Below are 21,612 nucleotides of genomic sequence, written 5' to 3'. Positions count from 1 at the left end.
TTTTGAAAGTTAGTAACACAATCGTTACGCGGTGGACCCGCAGGCGCCCGTCAGAGCGTCGAGTGGGTGGCGTCGCCGGCGAGCAGCGTGAGCGCGACGGGCATCGCGCGCAGCGCCGCTCCGTCGGCACCGGACAGATCGGCGTCGAGCGCGACGAGATCGGCAGGCTCGTCGACGGCGATGCGCGAGCGCACGGATGCGCGCAGCGCATCGCCGACGCCGATCGCCTCGTCAGGGTGCCACGGCTCACGGCCGTCCTTCGCGCGCTCGACCGCGGCGGCCACGGTGACCCACGGGTCGAGGGGCGCGACGGGCGCGTCGGAGCCCAGCGCGAGCGTGGCCCCGGCCTCCAGCAGCGATCGCACGCGGAAGGCGCCGTCGGTGCGCCCGTGCCAGTGGAGGTCGGCGAGGTCGCGGTCGTCGAGCGCGTGCTCGGGCTGCACGCTCGCGTCGATGCCGAGCGCGCCGAGCCTGGCGACGTCGGCGGCGCGCAGCAGCTGCGCGTGCTCGATGCGGCCGGCGCTCCCCCGGACGCCGAGCCGCTCGAAGACGTCGAGCACGTGCGCGTTGGCGTGGTCGCCGATCGCGTGCACGGTCGGTGCGATGCCGGCGTCGAGCCCTCGCAGCACGAGCGCCTCGAGCTCCGCGGGCGGCACCGCGAGCAGCCCGTGCGCCTCTGCGCCCTGCATGCCGGGATACGGGTCGAAGCAGTAGGCGGTGCGCGTGCCGAGCGAGCCGTCGGTGATGATCTTGAGGCGGCCGACCGTCAGGAGCGCGTCGAGCGCGTCGCCGGTGCGCATCCCGAGCTCGATCGCGCGCTCCAGGTGCTGGGGGTAGATGCCGAGCTCCACCCGCTGCGAGCGCCAGCCGCGGCTGCGCCTGCGCATCCACGTGTCTGCGTTCCACGACATCTCGAGGTCGACGAGCCCCACCACGCCCCTGGCGGCGGCATCGCGACCGGCGTCAGCGACCCAGGCGTCGAGCACCTCGGGCGGCAGGTCGTTGATCTGCCCCTCGATCTCGAACGCAGGCTCCTCGCGCAGCACGCCGGTCGCGTGGTCGCTGAGGCCGAAGCGCTCGAGCGCGAGCGAGTTGAGCCACACCGCGTGCAGGTCGGCGCTCACCAGGACGACCGGCGCGCTCGGCACGGCCTCGTCGAGCAGCGCGCGCGAGGGCACATCGGGCCAGAGCCCGTCGCGGAAGCCGGTGCCGACGAGCGGCAGCACGCGACCGTGCTCGTCGAGCGGCAGCGCTCCGGCGCCCGCGAGCGCCGCCGCCATCATGCCTGCGGCCTCGCGCGCTGACGCCGCGTGGAACGTGCTCGGGCGCTTCGCGTGCAGCGCCCACTGGCTCATGTGCACGTGGTTGTCCCACAGCCCGGGCAGCAGCACGCGACCGTCGAGCAGCAGCTGCTCGATGCCGGCCGCGCCGGTGCTGATCTCGCCAGCGGCGCCGATCTCGGCGATGACGCCGTCGCGCACGAGCACGTCGACGCGCGCTCCATCGACGCTGGCGTCGCGCAGCAGCAGCGACCCGCTCACCGGCCGTGCTCCCGGCGCATCTCGTCGGCGAGCGCCGGCTGCGGCCACGAGGTGCCGCCCGCGAGCTCGTCGATCACGCCGTCGACGGTCGCCTCGGACTTGTCCTGGCTGAGCTTCGCCCGCATCTCGAAGCGGTCGACGCGCATCCGGAAGCCCACGGTGCCGCCGACGATCCGGCGGCCGTACTCCTCGTTGTGCTCGAGCAGGTTCGGATGCGGCGCGTGATCCTCGAAGTGGTGCACGAGGTTCGTCAGCACCTGCCAGTTCTCCTCGTCGCTGAGGATCTCTGGCGTGCCGTAGAGGTGCGCGGTGACGTGGTTCCAGGTCGGCACCGCCGGGCCCTCGGCGTACCAGCCGGGCGAGACGTAGCCGTGCGGGCCCTGGATGATGACGAGCACCTCCGCCTGGCCGAGCTCCAGGTCTCGGTCATCGGGGCGGCCGACGTGGCTGACGATGCTGATGCCCTGAGCGTCCTCCTCGAGCACGACCGGGTAGTGCGAGGCGACGAGGCCCTTCGCGGTGCTGGCGACGATCGTCGCCCAGGCGTTGCTGCGGATCAGGTCCTTGACGGCATCCGGGTCGGTCACGATGTAGTGGGGCGTGCGTCGCATGCCGCCAGCATCGCACGAGGCGGCATGCCGCGGCTCGCACCCCGACCCGGGACGGCAATCGCGCCGCCCGCGGTTTGCGCGATCGTCAGCGCAGCGCCCTCAGGACCATGGGAACGCACCCGAGTAGGCGTTAAGCGCGGGCTGGCCGCCCAGGTGCGCGTAGAGCACGGTCGAGTCGGCTGCGATCTCGCCGGAGCGCACGAGGTCGATGAGCCCCGCCATCGACTTGCCCTCGTAGACGGGGTCGATGATCATCGCCTCCGTGCGGCCGCTCGTCAGGATGGCGTCGATCGTCGACTCGACCGGGATCCCGTAGAGGTCGCCGGCCCAGCCCTCGAGCACCGTGATCTCGTCGTCGCGCAGCTCGCGCTCGAGCCCGATGAGCTCGGCGGTGCGGCGGGCGATGCGGGCGACCTGGTCGCGGGTCTTCTCGATCGTGGCGGAGGCGTCGATGCCGAGCACGCGCCGCGGCCGTCCCCCTGCGTCCTCGAGCGCCGCGAAGCCGGCGATCATGCCGGCGTGCGTCGAGCCGGTGACGGCGCAGACGACGATGGTGTCGAAGAAGACGCCGAGCTCGCGCTCCTGCTCGGCCACCTCGTACGCCCAGTTGGCGAAGCCGAGCCCGCCGAGCGGGTGCTCGCTCGCACCGGCGGGGATCCCGTAGGGCGTGCCGCCGGCGGCCTCGACCTCGGCGAGCGCCTCCTCCCAGGAGGAGCGGATGCCGATGTCGAACCCGGAGTCGTCGAGCCGGCTGTCGGCGCCCATGATGCGCGACAGCAGCAGGTTGCCGACCTTGTCGTTCACCGGGTCGTCCCAGTCGACCCAGCGCTCCTGCACGAGGCGGCACGCGAGCCCGAGCTTCGCCGCGACCGCCGCGACCTGGCGCGTGTGGTTCGACTGGTAGCCACCGATCGACACGAGCGTGTCGGCGCCGGAGGCCAGCACGTCGGGCACGATGTACTCGAGCTTGCGCGTCTTGTTGCCGCCGAAGGCGAGCCCGGAGCTGACGTCCTCCCGCTTCGCCCAGATCGACGCGCCGCCGAGGAGCTTCGTCAGGTTGTCGAGCGGATGCACGGGGCTCGGCCCGAAGGTCAGCGGATAGCGGTCGAAGTCAGCGATGCCCATGACCAGACCCTAGCGAGCGCCGCCGCGCGCCGCCCGGTGCGGGCGCCCTGCCTCAGAGCGCTGCGTACAGGTCGACGCCGTACCCGTCCGGGTCCTCGACGGTCGCGTAGCGCTGACCCCACGGGGCATCCCAGGGCTCGCGCACCACGCGGTGCCCGAGCTCGACGAGGCGAGCGACCGTCGCGTCGACCTCTGCCGGGCTCTCGCAGCGCGCGGCCAGCACGTGGCTCTGGCCGTCCTCCCGCTCGTAGTCGGGGTCGAACGAGCGGATCGTGTCCTCGGTGTCCCACATCAGCCGCATGCCGCCGCCGAGCTCGACCTCGGCGTGCGGCGCGGCGTCAGCCTCCGCGGGGATGTCGAGCCCGAGGGCGCGGTAGAAGGCGAGGGTCGTCGGCAGGTGCCGGGCGACGGTGCCGATGGCGTCGAAGGTGATCATGCCGCCAACGCTAGCCGCGGTCAGCGCGCCCGCGGGTGGGCCGTCGTGTACATGTCGCGCAGGGTGTCGGCGGTGACGTGCGTGTAGATCTGGGTGGTCGCGACCGAGGCGTGCCCGAGCAGCTCCTGCACCACGCGCACATCGGCGCCGCCCTCCAGCAGGTGCGTCGCGAACGAGTGCCGGAAGGTGTGCGGCGAGACGTGCGCGACCTGGGCCTCCTCCGCCACCCGCTGGATGATCTCCCACGCCGCCTGGCGGCTGAGGCGCCCGCCCCTGGCGCCGAGCAGCAGCGCCGGTGTGCCGCGGCCCTTCGCGGCGAACGCCGCTCTTCCCCGCACGAGCCAGGCATCCGCCGCCGCCCGCGCGTACGAGCCGACCGGCACCAGGCGCTGCTTCGCGCCCTTGCCGGTCACGCGCACGAGGTCGTCGGCGAGGTCGTCGACGTCGAGCGCGATGAGCTCGGAGATGCGGGCACCGGTGGCGTAGAGCAGCTCGAGCAGCGCGCGATCGCGCAGGCCAGCGGGGTCGGAGCCGTCGCCGCCCGCCGCCTCGAGCAGCCGTTGCATCTGCGAGACCGAGATCGCCTTCGGCAGCCGCTGCGGCAGCTTCGGCGGCCGCTGGTCCTTCGCGACATCCTCGACCGCCACGCGCTCGTCGACGAGCCACCGGTGCAGCGCCTTCACGGCCGAGAGGTGCCGGGCGACCGACGAGGCCGCGAGCCCGCGATCGGCGAGCGCCGCGCGGAACGCCGCGACGTCCTCGGCGGTGATGGCCGAGGCATCCGACACGTGCCGCTGCTCGAGCACCGCGAGGTAGCCGGTCAGGTCGCGGCGGTACGCGGCGACCGTGTGCTTCGAGAGCCCGCGCTCGATGGCGAGCTGCCGCAGCAGCCGCTCGACGGCCTGCTGCGGGCTCACTGCGGCGTCACGGCCGCGTCACGGGCGAGCGGATGCGTGCCAGTCGAAAGGCACGTCGGCGGGCTGCGGCGCGAGGCCGCGGGCGCGCAGCTGCGTGAGCGCGAGCATGGCGGCGAGCAGGGTGGCGTTGTGCAGCCGCATCGCGGCCGCCGCCTCGAGGATCTCGTCGAGCGGCACCCAGCGGCGCTCCATCTCGGCCTCCTCGTGCTCGCGCGCGAAGGCCTCGGCCGTCTCGCGCACGTCGGTCGCGAGGTAGACGCGGATGATCTCGGTCGAGCTGCCGCCGGTCGTCGAGACGTCGACGAGCGCGTGCCACGTGCCTGCTTCGAGGTCGGTCTCCTCGGCGAGCTCGCGCTGCGCGCCGACGAGCGGGTCCTCGCCGTCGACGTCCAGCAGCCCGGCCGGCAGCTCCCAGAGCGTGCCGCCGGCCGGATGGCGGTACTGGTGCACGAGGCACACCTCGTCGGCGTCGTTGAGGGCCACCACCGCGACGGCGCCCGGGTGGACGACGACCTCGCGGCGGATGCGGCTGCCGCCGAGCTCGAACTCCTGCGCCTCGACGTCGAAGATGCGCCCCTCGAGCAGCCTCTCGCGCGCGACCACCGGCTGCGCGCCGAGGGTGTCCTCGATCATCGCGGCGCTACTCGCCCGACTCGTCGGTCTCGTCGAAGAGCCGCGAGGCGCGCTGCCGGTCGAGCGCGGCCTCGACGAGGCCCCGGAAGAGCGGATGCGCGCGGTTCGGGCGGCTGCGCAGCTCGGGGTGCGCCTGCGTCGCGATGTAGAACGGGTGGGCGGGCATCTCGACGTACTCGACCAGCATCCCGTCGGGCGAGGTGCCGGAGAACGCCATGCCCGCCGCCGCGATCTGCTCGCGGTAGGCGTTGTTCACCTCGTAGCGGTGGCGGTGGCGCTCGTGCGAGACGTTCGCGCCATAGACCTTCGCCGCGAGCGACCCCTCGGCGAGCGTCGCCTCGTAGAGGCCCAGGCGCATCGTGCCGCCCAGGTCGCCGCCCTGCAGGTGCTGCTTCTGCTCGGCCATCGTGGCGATGACCGGCGCCGGCGTCGCCTCGTCGAACTCGGTCGAGGAGGCCCCCTCGATGCCGGCGAGGTTGCGCGCCGCCTCGATGACCATGCACTGCAGGCCCAGGCAGATGCCGAGCGTGGGGATCTCGTTCTCGCGCGTGAACTTCAGCGCGCCGAGCTTGCCCTCGATGCCGCGGATGCCGAAGCCACCGGGCACGACGATGCCGTCGAGCTCGCCGAGCTGCGCTGCGGCGCCCTCCGGCGTCTCGCAGTCGTCCGAGCGCACCCAGCGCACGGTGACCTTCGTCTGGTTCGCGAATCCGCCGGCCTTGACCGCCTCGGTCACCGACAGGTACGCATCCGGCAGGTCGATGTACTTGCCGACCAGGCCGATCGTGACCTCGTGCTTGGGCGTGTGCACGGCGTCCAGCACCGGCTGCCAGCGCGACCAGTCGACCTCGCCCGCCTCGAGGCCGAGCTGCCCGATGATGTACGAGTCGAGGCCCTGCTCGGTGAGCATCGTGGGGATGTCGTAGATCGAGGGCTTGTCGATCGCGTTGACGACAGCCTCCTCCTCCACGTCGCACATGAGGGCGATCTTCTTGCGGTTGGCGTCCGAGACCGGGCGGTCGCTGCGCAGCACGAGCGCGTCGGGCTGGATGCCGATGGAGCGCAGCGTCGCGACCGAGTGCTGCGTCGGCTTCGTCTTCTGCTCGCCGGAGGCGCCGAGGAACGGCACGAGCGAGACGTGCACGAAGAAGACGTTCTGACGGCCGAGCTCGTGGCGGATCTGCCTGGCCGACTCGATGAAGGGCTGCGACTCGATGTCGCCGACCGTGCCGCCGATCTCGGTGATGATCACGTCGGGCTGCGGGTCCTGCTCGGACTGCAGGCGCATGCGGCGCTTGATCTCGTCGGAGATGTGCGGGATCACCTGCACGGTGTCGCCGAGGTACTCGCCCCGGCGCTCGCGCTCGATCACGCGCGAGTAGATCTGGCCGGTCGTGACGTTGGCGGCCTGCGAGAGGTCGACGTCGAGGAACCGCTCGTAGTGGCCGATGTCGAGGTCGGTCTCGGCGCCGTCGTCGGTGACGAACACCTCGCCGTGCTGGAACGGGTTCATCGTGCCGGGATCGACGTTCAGGTAGGGGTCGAGCTTCTGCATCACGACGTGCAGGCCGCGGGCGGTGAGCAGGTTGCCGAGCGACGCGGCGGTCAGGCCCTTGCCGAGCGAGGAGACCACACCGCCCGTCACGAAGATCTGCTTCGTCACCTTGACGGTTCCTGCAGCAGGAGCACCTGCTGGAGCGGTTGCGGGGGCTGCCGCCTCCGGGGTCACCGTGGGCTGCTGGTCGGCATCTTGCGCAACGAGGTTCACGGGCTTCGAGCCTATCCCACCGGCCGCGCATCTTCGAGCAACTCGCGCGCGTGGGCGAGTGCGGTCTCGGATGCGGTGCCCGAGAGCATGCGCGCTAGCTCGGCCAGGCGGTCGTCGCCGCCGACCCTGGTGACCTGCGATGCGGTGATGCGGCCGTCGGTGCCCTTCTCGACCCGCACGTGCTGCTCGGCGAACGCGGCGACCTGCGCGAGGTGGGTGACGACGATCACCTGGCAGTGCTCGGCGAGCCGGGCGAGCCGCCGACCGATCTCGATGGCGGCGGCGCCGCCGACGCCGGCGTCGACCTCGTCGAAGACCATGGTCGGCACGCTCCCGTCGGCGAGCGGGCCGGCGGCGAGCGCGACCTCGATGGCGAGCATCACGCGACTGAGCTCGCCGCCGGAGGCGCCCTTCTGCACCGGACGCGGCTCGGCACCGGGATGCGGTGCGAGCAGCATCGTCACGCGGTCGCGCCCGGCGGGGCCGAGCGCCTCGCCCTGCGAGACCTCGACGACGAGGCGCGCGTTGGGCATCGCGAGCGCACGCAGCTCGGCACCGACGGCCTCCTCGAGCCCGCGCGCCGCCTCCTGCCGCAGCGCGCTGAGCCGATCGGCGAGCGCGGTCGCGGCGAGGAGGTGCCGCTGCTCCTCGGCGGCGAGGCGGGCGAGCTCGTCGTCGTCGCCCTCGAGCTCCACCAGGCGCAGGGCCCCGCGCGGGGCCTCCTCGAGCGCGGTGTCCAGGGCGCGCCCGAGCCGGCGCTCCAGCGCCGACAGGTCGGCGCGGCGCTGCTGCACCTCGTCGAGGCTGCGCTCGGGGCGCTCGAGGTCGTCGAGCGCCTTCACGATCGACGCCGACGCCTCCTGCAGCAGCGCATCCGCCTGCACGAGCATCTCGAGCGCCTCGGTCAGCGAGGCGTCGTCGACGGCTGCGCGCTCCACGAGCCGCCGCGCCGTGCCCGCGAGCGCCACCGCATCCGGCCCGTCGTCATCGTTCGACAGCGCCGCGTGCGCCTCGACCAGCTCGGCGCGCAGCGACTCGGAGTGCTCGAGCCGGTTCGCGATCGCCGAGAGCTCGTCCTGCTCCCCCGGCTGCGGGTCGAGCCCTTCGAGCGCCTCGAGCTCCGCGCGGATGGACTCGGCCTCGGCCGCCCGGGCGTCGTGCTGCGCGCGGATCGTCGCGGCGGCGTCGCGCGCGTCGCTCCAGGCCGAGAACTCCCGGCGGTACTGCCCGAGCAGCTCGCCGAGCGCTGCGCCCGCGGCCCGGTCGAGCGCGGCGGCCTGCGCATCGGCGGAGCGCAGCCGCTGCTGGTCGGCCTGGCCGTGCACGGCGACCAGCCGGTCGGCGAGCTCGCGCAGCAGCCCCGCCGGCACCGCGGCGCCGCCAGCCTGCGCACGCGATCGCGCGGCGCCGTCCGGCCCGCGCGAGAGGCCTCGCCCGAGGATCAGCTCGCCGTCGTCGACGCTGCCGCCGGCGTCCTCGACGAGCCCGACCGCATCCGCGTCGTCGACGAGCCACACCCCCTGCACGGCAGCGCGGTCCTCACCGGCGCGGATCGCGCCCGCGTCGGCGCGCTCGCCGCGCAGCAGCGCCAGGGCCTGGACGACCATCGTCTTGCCGGCGCCGGTCTCGCCCGTGATCGCCGTGAAGCCCGCACCGAAGGGGACCCGCGCCTCGTCGATCACGCCGAGCGAGCGGATCGTGAGCTCGTCGAGCCGGGTCACGAGCGCGGCCGCCGGAAGCCTTCGACGGGCAGGTGGAACTTGGCGACCAGCCGGTCGGCGAAGGGCGCGGCCGACAGGCGCGCCAGGCGCAGCGGTCTGGCATCGCGGGTGGCGTCGACGCGGGCGCCCAGCGGCAGGTCGACAGCGCGCCGGGAATCGCACCACAGCACCGCGGTGCTCGTCGAGTCCTCGGCGATCGTGACCGACATCGTCGAGGTCGGCGCCACGACCAGCGGGCGCGTGAACAGCGCGTGCGCGCCGAGCGGCACGAGCAGCAGGGCCTCGGCGGTCGGCCAGACGATGGGCCCGCCCGCTGAGAATGAGTAGGCGGTCGAGCCGGTCGGCGTCGCGAGGATCACCGCGTCGGTGCCGAACGAGGAGATGGGGCGGCCGTCGATCTCGACGAGCGTCGAGATCATGCGGCCAGAACCGGCCTTCTCGATCGCGGCCTCGTTGACGGCCCAGGTCTCGTGCACCAGCGCGTCGTCGACGAACACCTGCACGCGCAGCACCAGCCGCTGCTCGACCTCGTAGTCGCGGCGCAGCGCGCGCTCGACCACCTCAGCCGTCTCGGCGACCTCTGCCTCTGCGAGGAACCCGACGTGCCCCATGTTGATGCCGAGCAGCGGCGCGTCGATCGCGCGCTGCAGCTCGGCCGCGCGCAGGATCGTGCCGTCGCCGCCCAGCGTCATGATCAGCTCGACATCGGGGGCGTCGGCGTCGCCATAGGGCTCGACGGCGTCGAGGCCCTCGTGCGCGTCGAGCAGCACCGCGCGGTCGGTCGCGAGCACGACGGGCGTCACCTGCGACGCGAGCAGTCGCCTGGCGATCGTCGCTGCCGTCGCGACCGCCTCGGCGCGGCCGGGATGGAACGCGAGCAGGAACCTGCGATCGCTCACCGAGCCTCCTTCGACAGCCTGACGGACTCCTCCAGCCATTCTGTCGGATTCGAGCCGCCACCCGCCCGCAGGTGCGCCAGGTACTCGAGGTTGCCGCGGCCTCCGACGATCGGGCTGCCGATCAGCCCGGCGGTGCCGAGGCCGGCGTCCCACGCCGCCCAGAGCACCTGCTCGATCGCCTGGGCACGCAGCGTCGGATCGGTCACGATGCCCTCGCGCACGCCCGTGCGGCCGACCTCGAACTGCGGCTTGATGAGCACGATCCAGTCGGCGTCGGGCGCAGCGACGCGGGCGAGCGGCTCGATCGCGAGGGAGAGCGAGATGAACGAGAGGTCGGCGGTGATGATCGTCGGCGCGGGATCGAGCGAACCCGGCACGAGGTCGCGCACGTTCTGCCCCTCGACGAGGGTGATCGGATGCGCGTCGACGTCGAGCGCGAACTGGTCGTGCCCGACGTCCATCGCCGTCACGTGCGCGGCACCGCGGGCGAGCAGCACCTGCGTGAACCCGCCCGTCGAGGCGCCAGCGTCGAGCGCGGCGCGGCCGCTCGGGTCGATGCCGAACGCGTCGAGCGCGGCGAGCAGCTTGTGCGCGGCGCGCGAGACCCACCGGTCGGCGCCCTCGACGGCGAGCACCGCATCCGCCCCCACCTTCGCGCTCGACTTCGTCGCTCCGCGGCCGTCGATCGTCACGAGACCCGCGGCGACGTGCTGCTGGGCCTGCGTGCGGCTGCGCGCGAGGCCGCGCTCCACGAGCGCCTGGTCGAGGCGCACCGGCTCGCCCGTCTGCTCACCGAGCAGATCAGCCACGGACGGCGCCGAGCTCGGCCTGCAGCCGGTCGTGGATGCGCGCGAGCTGCTCGGCGCGCGCCTCGAGCGGCTGCTGCTCGAGCAGGTCGAGCTCGTCGAGCAGCCCCTCGGTCGCCTCGTGGCCGTCTGCTGCAGTCATGTCAGCGAGGCTAGCGAACCGGAGGCCGCGAGCTCGTCGGCGCGCGACAGCCGGCGCGGACTGCCCTGATCGAGCAGCGCAGCGCGGCCAGTAGCGTCGAGCCGTGCAGTCCGACCTCGCCGCCCCGCCGCCAGCTGGCACGCCCGTCCCTCCGCCGATCGCGCGCCTTGCCGAGCACCACCCCGTCGAGCTGGTGTGGCAGAACGAGGTGGGCGGCATCACCGCGCGCATCGACCGTCCCTCCGGCTCGGTGTTCGCCAAGTGGAACCCGGCGGGCTCGACCGAGTCGCTCGCCGGTGAGGCAGAGCGGATGCGCTGGCTCGCCCGGCTGGTCGCGTCACGGCCCGGGATGCACGAGGGTGCGCTGCCTCTGGCCGAGCTAGCCGTCCCGGAGGTCCTCGAGCTGCGCATCGATGCCTCCGGCGAGGTGCTCGTCACGGCAGCGCTCCCGGGAGACTCCCTCGTCTCCGCGCACGGCCGCCGCGACCCGGAGCGCGCGGCCGCCGCGCTCGGCACCGGTCTCCTCCTGCTGCACAGCCTGCCCGCGACCGACTGCCCCTTCCCCGCGCCCGACTGGACCGCATCCGCCACGGAGCCTGCGACGGCCGGCGCGCCGACCGCATCCGTCATCTGCCACGGCGACCCGTGCGCCCCGAACACGCTCATCCGCGACGGCGCGCTCGTCGGCATCGTCGACCTCGGGCGACTCGGCCTCGGCGACCCGTGGTCCGACCTCGCGATCGCGTCGTGGTCGCTCGAGTGGAACGGCCTCGCCGACGCCGAGCCCGCGTTCTGGGCGGCCTACGGCGTCGAGCCCGATCCGGAGCGCATCGCCCGCTGGCGAAGCCACTGGGACGCACCGGTGCTGGACGATGAGGCGCTGGACGAGCCTGCGCTCCGCCCGGGGAGCCACGCTCCGATGTAGCCCGGGGTCAGTCGACCCCTGCGGAGCGCGCGGCCTGCACCGCAGCCTCGATGCCGCCCCGCCACGGCTCTCCGTGGCCGGGCAGCACCGTTCCCGCCCCCGTCGCAGCGAGCACGTCGAGCGACGCGAGCGCCCGCGAGGGGTCGTTCGTCGCGGCGGCGGCCACGACGCGCGGCCCGGTCTTGGCCGTGTAGGGGTCGAGCGTGACCAGGGCGTCGCCGCTGAGCAGCGCATCGCGCCCCTCGAGCAGCAGCGCGACGTGGCCGTCGGTGTGCCCGGGCGTCGCGATGACGCGCGGCGAGCCCGGTACATCGAGCAGCGCGCCGTCCTCGAGCGCGCGGTGCGCGCCGACGCCTCGCACCTGCAGCGCTCCGACCGACGTCATCGCGGCCATGATCGAGATCGCCGCGGGGTAGCGGAACGGGTAGACCAGTCGCGGCCGAGCGGGCCGATAGCGATAGGGATGCGCGGCGATCGGCGCGTCGGCGGGGTGCAGCCAGAGCGGGACGCCCTGCCGCTCGAGCTCGCGGGCCATGCCGAGATGGTCGAAGTGCGCATGGGTGAGCACGAGCGCGCGCACATCGGTGATACTGCGGCCGATCGCGTCGAGCGCGAGGTGCAGGTGGCGCAGGCTCCCCGGGAACAGCGCGTCGACGAGCGTGACGCTGCCACCCTCTTCGAGCAGGTAGGCGTTGGTGGACGCGTGCCGCAGCCGGTGCACGCCCGGCACCACGTCGCGATCGAGGCGAGCTTGGCGGCGTCGGTGCAGCGCGAGGCGCGCGCCTCGGAACGAGCTGGAGCGCAGTGCTGGGTCATGGGCCATGCACCCAAGTCCACCGCTCACGGCGCCGCCACGCCAGAGCCGTCGTGCGCAGGGCTCGCCTACAGCGCGAGCAGCTCGTCGGCGATGCGCAGGCCGAGCACCGGCCGGTCGGCCGTCCACACGGCGGCGCACGCGGCACGGATCGTGTCCACCGGCCGCTCCCCCGCGCGCACGAGCGTGATGTCGATGCCGCTGCGCCGCACCGCGGCCTTCCCGACCTCGAAGTAGGTGTCGCCCGTCGACGTCTCGAGCGTCTCCCGCAGCGGCGCGATCGGCTCGGTGAGCCCCCGGAGGTCCTCGATCACGTGGTCGGGTCGCATCGACTCGTCCGCACCGATGAGGTGCGCCCCGCGATCGACGCCCGTCAGCACGACGATCGAGCGGATGCCCGCCCGGCGAGCGCCGAGGATGTCGGTGTCGAGGCGGTCGCCGACCATCGCGGGCACCTGCGCGGCGAAGCGCTCGGTCGCGACGTCGTACATGTGGCGCTCGGGCTTCCCAGCGAACTCGGCGAGCCTGCCCACCGCGGTATGCACCGCGGAGACCAGCGTGCCGTTGCCGGGCGCGATGCCGCCGGCCACCGGGATCGTCCAGTCGCCGTTGGTCGCGACCCACGGGATGCCGGTGTGGAGCGCGAAGGACGCCTCCGCGAGCTCCGTCCAGCCCACCGAGGGGTGGAAGCCCTGCACGACGGCCTTCGGCTGCTCGGCGGCGGTGCGCACGACGCGCCATCCCCGCGCCTCGACCTCGACCACGATGCCTGCGCCGCCGACGACGAGCACAGGGTCCCCGGGCTCCAGGTGCGCCGCGAGGAGGCGCATCGCCGCCTGCGGGCTCGTCACCACGTCGTTCGGCTGCACGTCGAGCCCGAAGGACGACAGGTGCTCGGCCACCTCTGCGTCGGTGCGCGAGGCGTTGTTGGTCAGGTAGATCGAGCGAACGCCGGCACCGCGGATGCTGTCCACGGCATGCGGGATGGCGTGCGGGCCCTTGTAGACGACCCCGTCGAGGTCGAGGTAGAGGCAGTCCACGCCATCGATCGGCGTCGGCTCCTCGGCGGCAGCTGCGGGCTTGCGGAACAGTCCCATCAGCGTCCGTCCTCCGTGTCCGACGAGCCGGGCCGCGCCTCCCCCGACGTGCCATCGACGGCGGAGCTGCGGTCATCGTCGGCGACCAGATCGTCACCGATCAGATCGTCACCGAAGAGCGCATCGCCGAAGAGCGCATCGTCCTGCGCCTCTGCACTCGCCTCGGGCACGTCCGCGGCCTCGACCACCGTCTCGACCTGCGCCGTCTCGACCGGCTCCGCCTCGACCTCGGGCACATCATCGCGCTGGACGACGTCGGGGGCCGCCTCGGCCTCCGGCAATTCCTCGGCCTCCGGCACGTCCTCGGCCTCCGGCACGTCCTCGGCCTCGATCATCGCCGGCGCCTCGTCCTCGGACACTGCATCGCCAGCGCGCAGCGCGGCGTCGGCATCGCCATCCGCGTCGGCATCGCCATCCGCGTCGGCATCGCCATCCGCGTCGGCATCGCCATCCGCGTCGGCATCGCCATCCGCGTCGGCATCGCCATCCGCGTCGGCATCGCCATCCGCGTCGGCGTCGGCGTCGGCGTCATCGACATCGGCTTCGCCGACGCCCATGGCCACGCCTTCATCCTCGGTCTCGAGGCGCTCGGTAATGATGCCGACGGACTCGAGCTCGCCCGGAGCCATCGCCGCCTCGAGCGCTTCGATCGCGCGATCTGCGAGCGCGAACCACTCGGCTGCCTCGTCGTCGCGACCGAGCTCCTCGAGCACGCCCGCGAAGCTCGCGAACAGCGCGGGGCTGTACTCGAAGGCCTTGTCCTTGCGCAGCTCCGGGATCCGCAGCTCCTCGAGCGCAGCGTCCTTCTGCCCCAGATCGAGGCGTGCACCAGACTTCACGATCGCCAGCTCCACGCGCACCGCAGTGTCCAAGGTGGATGCGTCGACAGAGCGGGCGAGCTCGAGGGCCTTCTCGGGGCGGCCGAGACCGCGCTCGCAGTCGGCCATCAGTGGCAGCTGGTCGTCGCGGCCGGTGATCCGGCGGTAGGTGCGCAGCTCGCGCAGCGCCAGCGAGAAGTCGCCGAGCTGGTACGCGGTGATGGCGAGCGTCTCACGCACGACGCCGATCCGGCCAGCACGACGTGCGGCCGTCAGCGCATGCTGGTGCGCCAGCTCAGGGTCGTCGTCGATGAGCTGGCCAGCGCGGGCCATGTGCTTCGCCACGAAGTCGGCGTTGTCCTTCGTGAGAGTCTTGAGCTGCGCCCGCGCGCCGATGTCGAGATCCTCGGCCTTGATGTCCTCGGGCAGCTCTGGCGCGATGAAGTCGTCGTCGCGCACCTGCTTGAAGCTCTCGCCGGAGCCATCGCCCCGGTGCTCGAAGTCGCGGCCCGGGCGAGCAGCATCGCGCTGCGGACCCTGGTTGCGCGACCGCTGATCGTCGCGGCGGCGCTGATCGCCTCGGCCGAAGTCCTGGCCGTCTCGGGCAGGCCGGCTGCTGCGGTCGTCGAAGCGCCGGTCGCCGTCGCGCTGGGGTCGGCGCTCGCCGTCCCGCTGCGGACGCTGGTCGCGATCGCCGAAGCGACGCTCGCCATCGCGCTGCGGGCGCTGGTCGCGGTCGCCGAAGCGCCGCTCGCCATCGCGCTGCGGACGCTGGTCGCGATCGCCGAAGCGACGCTCGCCATCGCGCTGCGGGCGCTGGTCGCGGTCGCCGAAGCGCCGCTCGCCATCGCGCTGCGGGCGCTGGTCGCGGTCGCCGAAGCGCCGCTCGCCATCGCGCTGCGGGCGGGACCCGCCGCTGCGCTGCGGCCCGCGGTCGCCGAACTTGCGATCTCCGTCGCGCTGCGGGCGCTGGTCGCGGTCGCCGAAGCGACGCTCACCATCGCGCTGCGGACGCTGATCGCGGTCACCGAAGCGCCGCTCACCATCACGCTGCGGACGCTGGTCACGGTCGCCGAAGCGCCGCTCACCATCGCGCTGCGGCCGGGCCCCACCGCTGCGCTGCGGCCCGCGGTCGCCGAACTTGCGATCGCCCTCGCGCTGCGGGCGCTGGTCGCGGTCACCGAAGCGACGCTCACCATCGCGCTGCGGGCGCTGGTCGCGGTCACCGAAGCGACGCTCACCATCGCGCTGCGGACGGCGGTCGCTGTCACGAGGAGGACGACGATCACCGTCGCGCTGCGGGCGCTGGTCGCGGTCGCCGAATCGGCGAACGCCGTCGCGCGTGGGCTTGCGATCCGCGAACGGGCGGTCGTTGCGCTGCGGACGCTGATCTCGATCACCGAAGCGGCGTTCACCGTCGCGCTGTGGGCGCCGATCGCTGTCGCCCGCGGGTCGACGGTCGCCGTCCGGGTGATAGCCGCGGTCACCCGGACGCAGCTTGCGCTCGCCGGCGCCGCTCGAGCGACGGTCGCCATCGCGCTGCGGACGCGCGTCTCGATCACCGAAGCCCCGAGCGCCATCGCGCGGCGGACGACGTTCGCCGTCGCGCGGCGGCTTCCGATCGCTGAACCGGCGCTCGCCATCGCGCGCCGGCCGGCGGTCGTCATCCCGGCGAGGTCGCCCTGCTCCATCGCTCTCGCGGCGGCGGTCGTCTCCCCGGTCGGAGCGGAAATCTGCCTGATCGTCCATGGCCCCATGCTCCCATCTCGTGGCACAAACGGAAAAAGGGGCCCCAGACGAATCTGGGGCCCCTTTCCAAAAGAAGTCCGGCGGTGTCCTACTCTCCCACAGGGTCCCCCCTGCAGTACCATCGGCGCTGAGAGCCTTAGCTTCCGGGTTCGGAATGTGACCGGGCGTTTCCCTCTCGCTATGGCCGCCGAAACACTGTTGATGTTTCAGTCTGCACAGCTCTCCACACGGGGTGGAGGGCTGCGGTTCTCGACCGTACATCGAGAACCACAAAGTGGACGCGAGCAGCAAGCTCATATATATGTTATCAAGTCATCGGCTTATTAGTACCGGTCAGCTTCATGGGTCGTTAGTCCCCACTTCCACATCCGGCCTATCAACCCAGTAGTCTGGCTGGGAGCCTCTCGCCCGAAGGCATGGAAGTCTCATCTTGAGGCCGGCTTCCCGCTTAGATGCTTTCAGCGGTTATCCATCCCGAACGTAGCTAATCAGCGGTGCTCCTGGCGGAACAACTGACACACCAGAGGTTCGTCCAACCCGGTCCTCTCGTACTAGGGTCAGATCCTCTCAAACTTCCAACGCGCGCAGCGGATAGGGACCGAACTGTCTCACGACGTTCTAAACCCAGCTCGCGTGCCGCTTTAATGGGCGAACAGCCCAACCCTTGGGACCTACTCCAGCCCCAGGATGCGACGAGCCGACATCGAGGTGCCAAACCATGCCGTCGATATGGACTCTTGGGCAAGATCAGCCTGTTATCCCCGAGGTACCTTTTATCCGTTGAGCGACAGCGCTTCCACAAGCCACTTCCGTATCACTAGTCCCGACTTTCGTCCCTGCTCCAGTTGTCACTGTCTCAGTCAAGCTCCCTTGTGCACTTACACTCGACACCTGATTGCCAACCAGGTTGAGGGAACCTTTGGGCGCCTCCGTTACTTTTTGGTAGGCAACCGCCCCAGTTAAACTACCCACCAGGCACTGTCCCTGAACCGGATTACGGTTCGAAGTTAGATATCCAGAGTGACCAGAGTGGTATTTCAACATTGACTCCACCCGAACTAGCGTCCGAGCTTCACAGTCTCCCACCTATCCTACACAAGCCACACCGAACACCAATACCAAGCTGTAGTAAAGGTCACGGGGTCTTTCCGTCCTGCTGCGCGTAACGAGCATCTTTACTCGTAGTGCAATTTCGCCGAGTTCGCGGTTGAGACAGCTGGGAAGTCGTTACGCCATTCGTGCAGGTCGGAACTTACCCGACAAGGAATTTCGCTACCTTAGGATGGTTATAGTTACCACCGCCGTTTACTGGGGCTTAAATTCTGAGCTTCGCTTGCGCTAACCCTTCCTCTTAACCTTCCAGCACCGGGCAGGCGTCAGTCCGTATACATCGACTTGCGTCTTCGCACGGACCTGTGTTTTTAGTAAACAGTCGCTTCCCACTGGTCTCTGCGGCCTTCAAACGCTTCCGGCAGCAAGTGCCGTCACGCCTCAGGCCCCCCTTCTCCCGAAGTTACGGGGGCATTTTGCCGAGTTCCTTAACCACGATTCTCTCGATCTCCTTAGTATTCTCTACCTGACCACCTGAGTTGGTTTGGGGTACGGGTGACTTGAACCTCGCGTCGATGCTTTTCTTGGCAGCATAGGATCACAGACTTCCCTCTAGGGTTCGGCAAAGCTCTCAGGCTATGTGTGGGACGGATTTGCCTATCCCACGCCCTACGGCTTACCCGGACTCAACCATCGGCCCGGTTCTGCTACCTTCCTGCGTCACACCTGTTAATACGCTAGCCGCCCCAGCATAGGGTCGAGTGCTAGGCCAAGGACGTCACCCCGAAGGGATCGGTCCAAGGATTCGGACTCTTAGCATTACTGGTTTGGCTTGGGCGGTTCTTCGTCAGCTCAGGAGTATCAACCTGATGTCCATCGACTACGCCTGTCGGCCTCGCCTTAGGTCCCGGCTTACCCAGGGAAGATTAGCTTGACCCTGGAACCCTTGGTCTTTCGGAGGACATGTTTCTCACATGTCTTTCGCTACTCATGCCTGCATTCTCACTCGTGTGGCGTCCACGGCTGGATTCCTCCGCCGCTTCACTCGCCACACGACGCTCTCCTACCAATCCGTACGCCTGGACAGCCGAAGCTGCCGAGCTGTTGTACGAATTCCACGACTTCGGTGGCGTGCTTGAGCCCCGTTACATTGTCGGCGCAAAATCACTTGACCAGTGAGCTATTACGCACTCTTTCAAGGGTGGCTGCTTCTAAGCCAACCTCCTGGTTGTCTAAGCAACTTCACATCCTTTTCCACTTAGCACGCGCTTAGGGACCTTAGTCGGTGGTCTGGGTTGTTTCCCTCTCGACGATGAAGCTTATCCCCCACCGTCTCACTGCTGCGCTCTCACTTACCGGCATTCGGAGTTTGGCTGACGTCAGTAACCTTTTGGGGCCCATCGGCCATCCAGTAGCTCTACCTCCGGCAAGAAACACGCAACGCTGCACCTAAATGCATTTCGGAGAGAACCAGCTATCACGAAGTTTGATTGGCCTTTCACCCCTATCCACAGCTCATCCCCTCAGTTTTCAACCTAAGTGGGTTCGGTCCTCCACGAGGTCTTACCCTCGCTTCAACCTGGCCATGGATAGATCACTTCGCTTCGGGTCTAGGACATGCGACTGAATCGCCCTATTCAGACTCGCTTTCGCTACGGCTACCCCACACGGGTTAACCTCGCCACATATCGCTAACTCGCAGGCTCATTCTTCAAAAGGCACGCTGTCACAGCTACTAGGGCTGCTCCAACGGTTTGTAAGCAAACGGTTTCAGGTACTATTTCACTCCCCTCCCGGGGTACTTTTCACCTTTCCCTCACGGTACTTGTCCGCTATCGGTCATCTGGGAGTATTTAGGCTTACCAGGTGGTCCTGGCTGATTCACACGGGATTTCTCGGGCCCCGTGCTACTTGGGATGAACCTCGCGCCATCGCACGGTTTCGGCTACGGGATTGTCACCCTCTGTGATGGACCTTTCCAAGTCCTTCGCCTACCGCGGTCTGTCACGCTTGCTGATCGGCAGATCAGCTGAGATGTCCCACAACCCCGATCGTGCAACGCCTGCCGGCTATCACACACGATCGGTTTAGCCTCTTCCGCGTTCGCTCGCCACTACTTACGGAATCACTGTTGTTTTCTCTTCCTGTGGGTACTGAGATGTTTCACTTCCCCACGTTCCCTCTACCCGCCCTATATATTCAGGCGGGAGTCACCGGGTCAGCACGCTGCCCAGCGGGGTTTCCCCATTCGGAGATCCTCGGATCAAAGCTCGTTTATCAGCTCCCCGAGGCTTATCGCAGATTACTACGTCCTTCATCGGCTCCAGATGCCAAGGCATCCACCGTTTGCTCTTAGAAACTTGACCACATACATGAGTATTTTGGTTAGGACACCACCGTCGAAACGATGGCGACCAATGATCTATATAGATCATCAAGACTCGAGCCGAAGCCCGAATCTAAGATGCTCGCGTCCACTGTGTAGTTCTCAACTTACGGTCGGTACCGACGATCGAAACGCATACGCGCAACAACCGGCCGGTCCGAGGGTCATCCAACGCCAAAAGGCGCCGTCCGGTCCCTCAGGACCCAACAGCGTGCATGCACCCGAGAACCCCGAACCCCACCGTTCCAGACCGCCGAAGCAGCCGTACTGAGCAGAGCTCGATCCCTCGAGCACCAATGTCAATGTTCCACCCATGAGCTGACCACCGATCGACATGGCGACCGAAGTGGCTCTGCGCCGGCGAACCGACGAGATGCTCCTTAGAAAGGAGGTGATCCAGCCGCACCTTCCGGTACGGCTACCTTGTTACGACTTAGTCCTAATCACCGATCCCACCTTCGACGGCTCCCTCCAAAAGGTTAGGCCACCGGCTTCGGGTGTTACCGACTTTCATGACTTGACGGGCGGTGTGTACAAGGCCCGGGAACGTATTCACCGTAGCGTTGCTGATCTACGATTACTAGCGACTCCGACTTCATGAGGTCGAGTTGCAGACCTCAATCCGAACTGAGACCGGCTTTTTGGGATTCGCTCCACCTTACGGTATCGCAGCCCATTGTACCGGCCATTGTAGCATGCGTGAAGCCCAAGACATAAGGGGCATGATGATTTGACCTCATCCCCACCTTCCTCCGAGTTGACCCCGGCAGTATCCCATGAGTTCCCACCATAACGTGCTGGCAACATAGGACGAGGGTTGCGCTCGTTGCGGGACTTAACCCAACATCTCACGACACGAGCTGACGACAACCATGCACCACCTGTATACGAGTGTCCAAAGAGTTCACTGTCTCCAGTGCGTTCTCGCATATGTCAAGCCTTGGTAAGGTTCTTCGCGTTGCATCGAATTAATCCGCATGCTCCGCCGCTTGTGCGGGCCCCCGTCAATTCCTTTGAGTTTTAGCCTTGCGGCCGTACTCCCCAGGCGGGGAACTTAATGCGTTAGCTACGACACGGAGACCGTGGAATGGTCCCCACATCTAGTTCCCAACGTTTACGGCATGGACTACCAGGGTATCTAAGCCTGTTTGCTCCCCATGCTTTCGCTCCTCAGCGTCAGTTACGGCCCAGAGATCTGCCTTCGCCATCGGTGTTCCTCCTGATATCTGCGCATTCCACCGCTACACCAGGAATTCCAATCTCCCCTACCGCACTCTAGTCTGCCCGTACCCACTGCAAGCCCGAGGTTGAGCCTCGGGATTTCACAGCAGACGTGACAAACCGCCTACGAGCTCTTTACGCCCAATAATTCCGGACAACGCTTGCACCCTACGTATTACCGCGGCTGCTGGCACGTAGTTAGCCGGTGCTTTTTCTGCAGGTACCGTCACTCTCGCTTCTTCCCTGCTAAAAGAGGTTTACAACCCGAAGGCCGTCGTCCCTCACGCGGCGTTGCTGCATCAGGCTTGCGCCCATTGTGCAATATTCCCCACTGCTGCCTCCCGTAGGAGTCTGGGCCGTGTCTCAGTCCCAGTGTGGCCGGTCACCCTCTCAGGCCGGCTACCCGTCGTCGTCTTGGTGAGCCATTACCTCACCAACTAACTGATAGGCCGTGAGCTGATCCTTGACCGAAATTCTTTCCACCCCCAGGAGATGCCTCCGAAGGTCGTATCCGGTATTAGACGCCGTTTCCAGCGCTTATTCCAGAGTCAAGGGCACATTGCTCACGTGTTACTCACCCGTTCGCCACTAATCCAGAGGAGCAAGCTCCTCCTTCATCGTTCGACTTGCATGTGTTAAGCACGCCGCCAGCGTTCGTCCTGAGCCAGGATCAAACTCTCCGTAAAGAAAAGATGCATACCACCCAGAAAAACCAGGCGGCAGCGAGTTTGAAACTGACAAAAAAGACTGTCTACTGACAATCTGTCTCATCCAAAGGAATCGTTCTGCCCGAAGGCAGGACGAGTAAATAATTTGGCATATGACATTGTGCACGCTGTTGAGTTCTCAAGGATCGGACGCTCCCGTGCTTCCCCCCATCAGGGATCAGCGCCGAGGCAACTTCTCAATCATAACCACTTCTCGGACCATGTCAATTCGACACGCCGTGCGGA

At 68.6% G+C, this 21,612-nt stretch carries 15 protein-coding genes and 3 rRNA genes; 1 reads left to right on the top strand and 17 read right to left on the bottom strand.

The window, feature by feature from the left end; translation table 11 throughout:
* Positions 1–50 precede the first annotated feature (50 nt).
* The 11 genes from BQ6202_RS04060 to BQ6202_RS14995 all read right to left on the bottom strand — a co-directional run bounded on the left by BQ6202_RS04060 (position 51) and on the right by BQ6202_RS14995 (position 10,599).
* Positions 51–1,541, bottom strand: a complete 1,491-nt coding sequence (locus BQ6202_RS04060; RefSeq protein ID WP_072313227.1) for an amidohydrolase — start codon at positions 1,539–1,541, stop codon at positions 51–53.
* A complete protein-coding gene (locus BQ6202_RS04055; RefSeq protein WP_072313226.1) occupies positions 1,538–2,152 on the bottom strand; it encodes an FMN-binding negative transcriptional regulator in 615 nt (204 codons plus the stop codon). The genes BQ6202_RS04060 and BQ6202_RS04055 overlap by 4 nt, the downstream gene beginning before the upstream one ends.
* A 99-nt stretch (positions 2,153–2,251) precedes the next feature.
* Positions 2,252–3,277: a 1-aminocyclopropane-1-carboxylate deaminase gene (locus BQ6202_RS04050; RefSeq protein ID WP_072313225.1), complete on the bottom strand. Its 1,026-nt coding sequence runs from the start codon at positions 3,275–3,277 to the stop codon at positions 2,252–2,254.
* Between the two features lie 52 nt (positions 3,278–3,329).
* Positions 3,330–3,713 (bottom strand): VOC family protein, encoded by a 384-nt coding sequence (locus BQ6202_RS04045; protein ID WP_083587003.1) that lies wholly within the window; start codon positions 3,711–3,713, stop codon positions 3,330–3,332.
* A 20-nt stretch (positions 3,714–3,733) separates the two neighbouring features.
* On the bottom strand, positions 3,734–4,630 hold the full coding sequence (xerD, locus tag BQ6202_RS04040) for a site-specific tyrosine recombinase XerD (RefSeq protein WP_072313224.1): 897 nt from the start codon (positions 4,628–4,630) through the stop codon (positions 3,734–3,736).
* Positions 4,631–4,648: 18 nt separating this feature from the next.
* A complete protein-coding gene (locus BQ6202_RS04035) occupies positions 4,649–5,263 on the bottom strand; it encodes an NUDIX domain-containing protein (RefSeq protein WP_072313223.1) in 615 nt (204 codons plus the stop codon).
* A 7-nt stretch (positions 5,264–5,270) separates the two neighbouring features.
* A complete protein-coding gene (locus tag BQ6202_RS04030; RefSeq protein ID WP_072313222.1) occupies positions 5,271–6,926 on the bottom strand; it encodes a CTP synthase in 1,656 nt (551 codons plus the stop codon).
* 116 nt (positions 6,927–7,042) lie between these two features.
* Positions 7,043–8,752, bottom strand: a complete 1,710-nt coding sequence (gene recN, locus BQ6202_RS04025; RefSeq protein ID WP_072313221.1) for a DNA repair protein RecN — start codon at positions 8,750–8,752, stop codon at positions 7,043–7,045.
* A complete protein-coding gene (locus tag BQ6202_RS04020) occupies positions 8,749–9,651 on the bottom strand; it encodes an NAD kinase (protein ID WP_234946111.1) in 903 nt (300 codons plus the stop codon). The genes recN and BQ6202_RS04020 overlap by 4 nt, the downstream gene beginning before the upstream one ends.
* Positions 9,648–10,460, bottom strand: a complete 813-nt coding sequence (locus tag BQ6202_RS04015) for a TlyA family RNA methyltransferase (RefSeq protein WP_234946110.1) — start codon at positions 10,458–10,460, stop codon at positions 9,648–9,650. Before BQ6202_RS04015 ends, BQ6202_RS04020 begins: the two co-directional genes overlap by 4 nt.
* Entirely contained in the window at positions 10,453–10,599 is a 147-nt protein-coding gene (locus tag BQ6202_RS14995) for a hypothetical protein (RefSeq protein WP_200792207.1), read from the bottom strand. Before BQ6202_RS14995 ends, BQ6202_RS04015 begins: the two co-directional genes overlap by 8 nt.
* 103 nt (positions 10,600–10,702) lie before the next feature.
* Here BQ6202_RS14995 and BQ6202_RS04010 point away from each other — a divergent pair, with 103 nt between their 5' ends.
* Positions 10,703–11,524, top strand: a complete 822-nt coding sequence (locus tag BQ6202_RS04010; protein ID WP_072313219.1) for a phosphotransferase — start codon at positions 10,703–10,705, stop codon at positions 11,522–11,524.
* 7 nt (positions 11,525–11,531) lie between these two features.
* Here the strand turns inward: BQ6202_RS04010 and BQ6202_RS04005 are convergent, their stop codons facing one another.
* The 6 genes from BQ6202_RS04005 to BQ6202_RS03980 all read right to left on the bottom strand — a co-directional run bounded on the left by BQ6202_RS04005 (position 11,532) and on the right by BQ6202_RS03980 (position 21,345).
* Complete coding sequence (locus BQ6202_RS04005; protein ID WP_083587001.1) at positions 11,532–12,347, bottom strand: MBL fold metallo-hydrolase; 816 nt, start codon at positions 12,345–12,347, stop codon at positions 11,532–11,534.
* A 59-nt stretch (positions 12,348–12,406) separates the two neighbouring features.
* Positions 12,407–13,435 carry an HAD-IIA family hydrolase gene (locus BQ6202_RS04000; protein WP_072313218.1) on the bottom strand — a complete coding sequence of 343 codons (1,029 nt, stop codon included), beginning with the start codon at positions 13,433–13,435 and terminating at the stop codon, positions 12,407–12,409.
* 1,090 nt (positions 13,436–14,525) lie between these two features.
* A complete protein-coding gene (locus BQ6202_RS14715) occupies positions 14,526–15,944 on the bottom strand; it encodes a hypothetical protein (protein WP_143143636.1) in 1,419 nt (472 codons plus the stop codon).
* Positions 15,945–16,077: 133 nt separating this feature from the next.
* A 5S ribosomal RNA gene (gene rrf / locus BQ6202_RS03990) occupies positions 16,078–16,194 on the bottom strand.
* A gap of 111 nt (positions 16,195–16,305) precedes the next feature.
* Positions 16,306–19,418, bottom strand: a 23S ribosomal RNA gene (locus BQ6202_RS03985).
* Positions 19,419–19,822: 404 nt separating this feature from the next.
* A 16S ribosomal RNA gene (locus BQ6202_RS03980) occupies positions 19,823–21,345 on the bottom strand.
* The 16S, 23S and 5S rRNA genes sit together here, the layout of an rRNA operon.
* Positions 21,346–21,612 lie beyond the last annotated feature (267 nt).

Source organism: Agrococcus sp. Marseille-P2731 (genome assembly GCF_900117395.1).
Taxonomy (GTDB): Bacteria; Actinomycetota; Actinomycetes; order Actinomycetales; family Microbacteriaceae; genus Agrococcus.
This window is presented reverse-complemented; position numbering and strand designations above follow the sequence as displayed.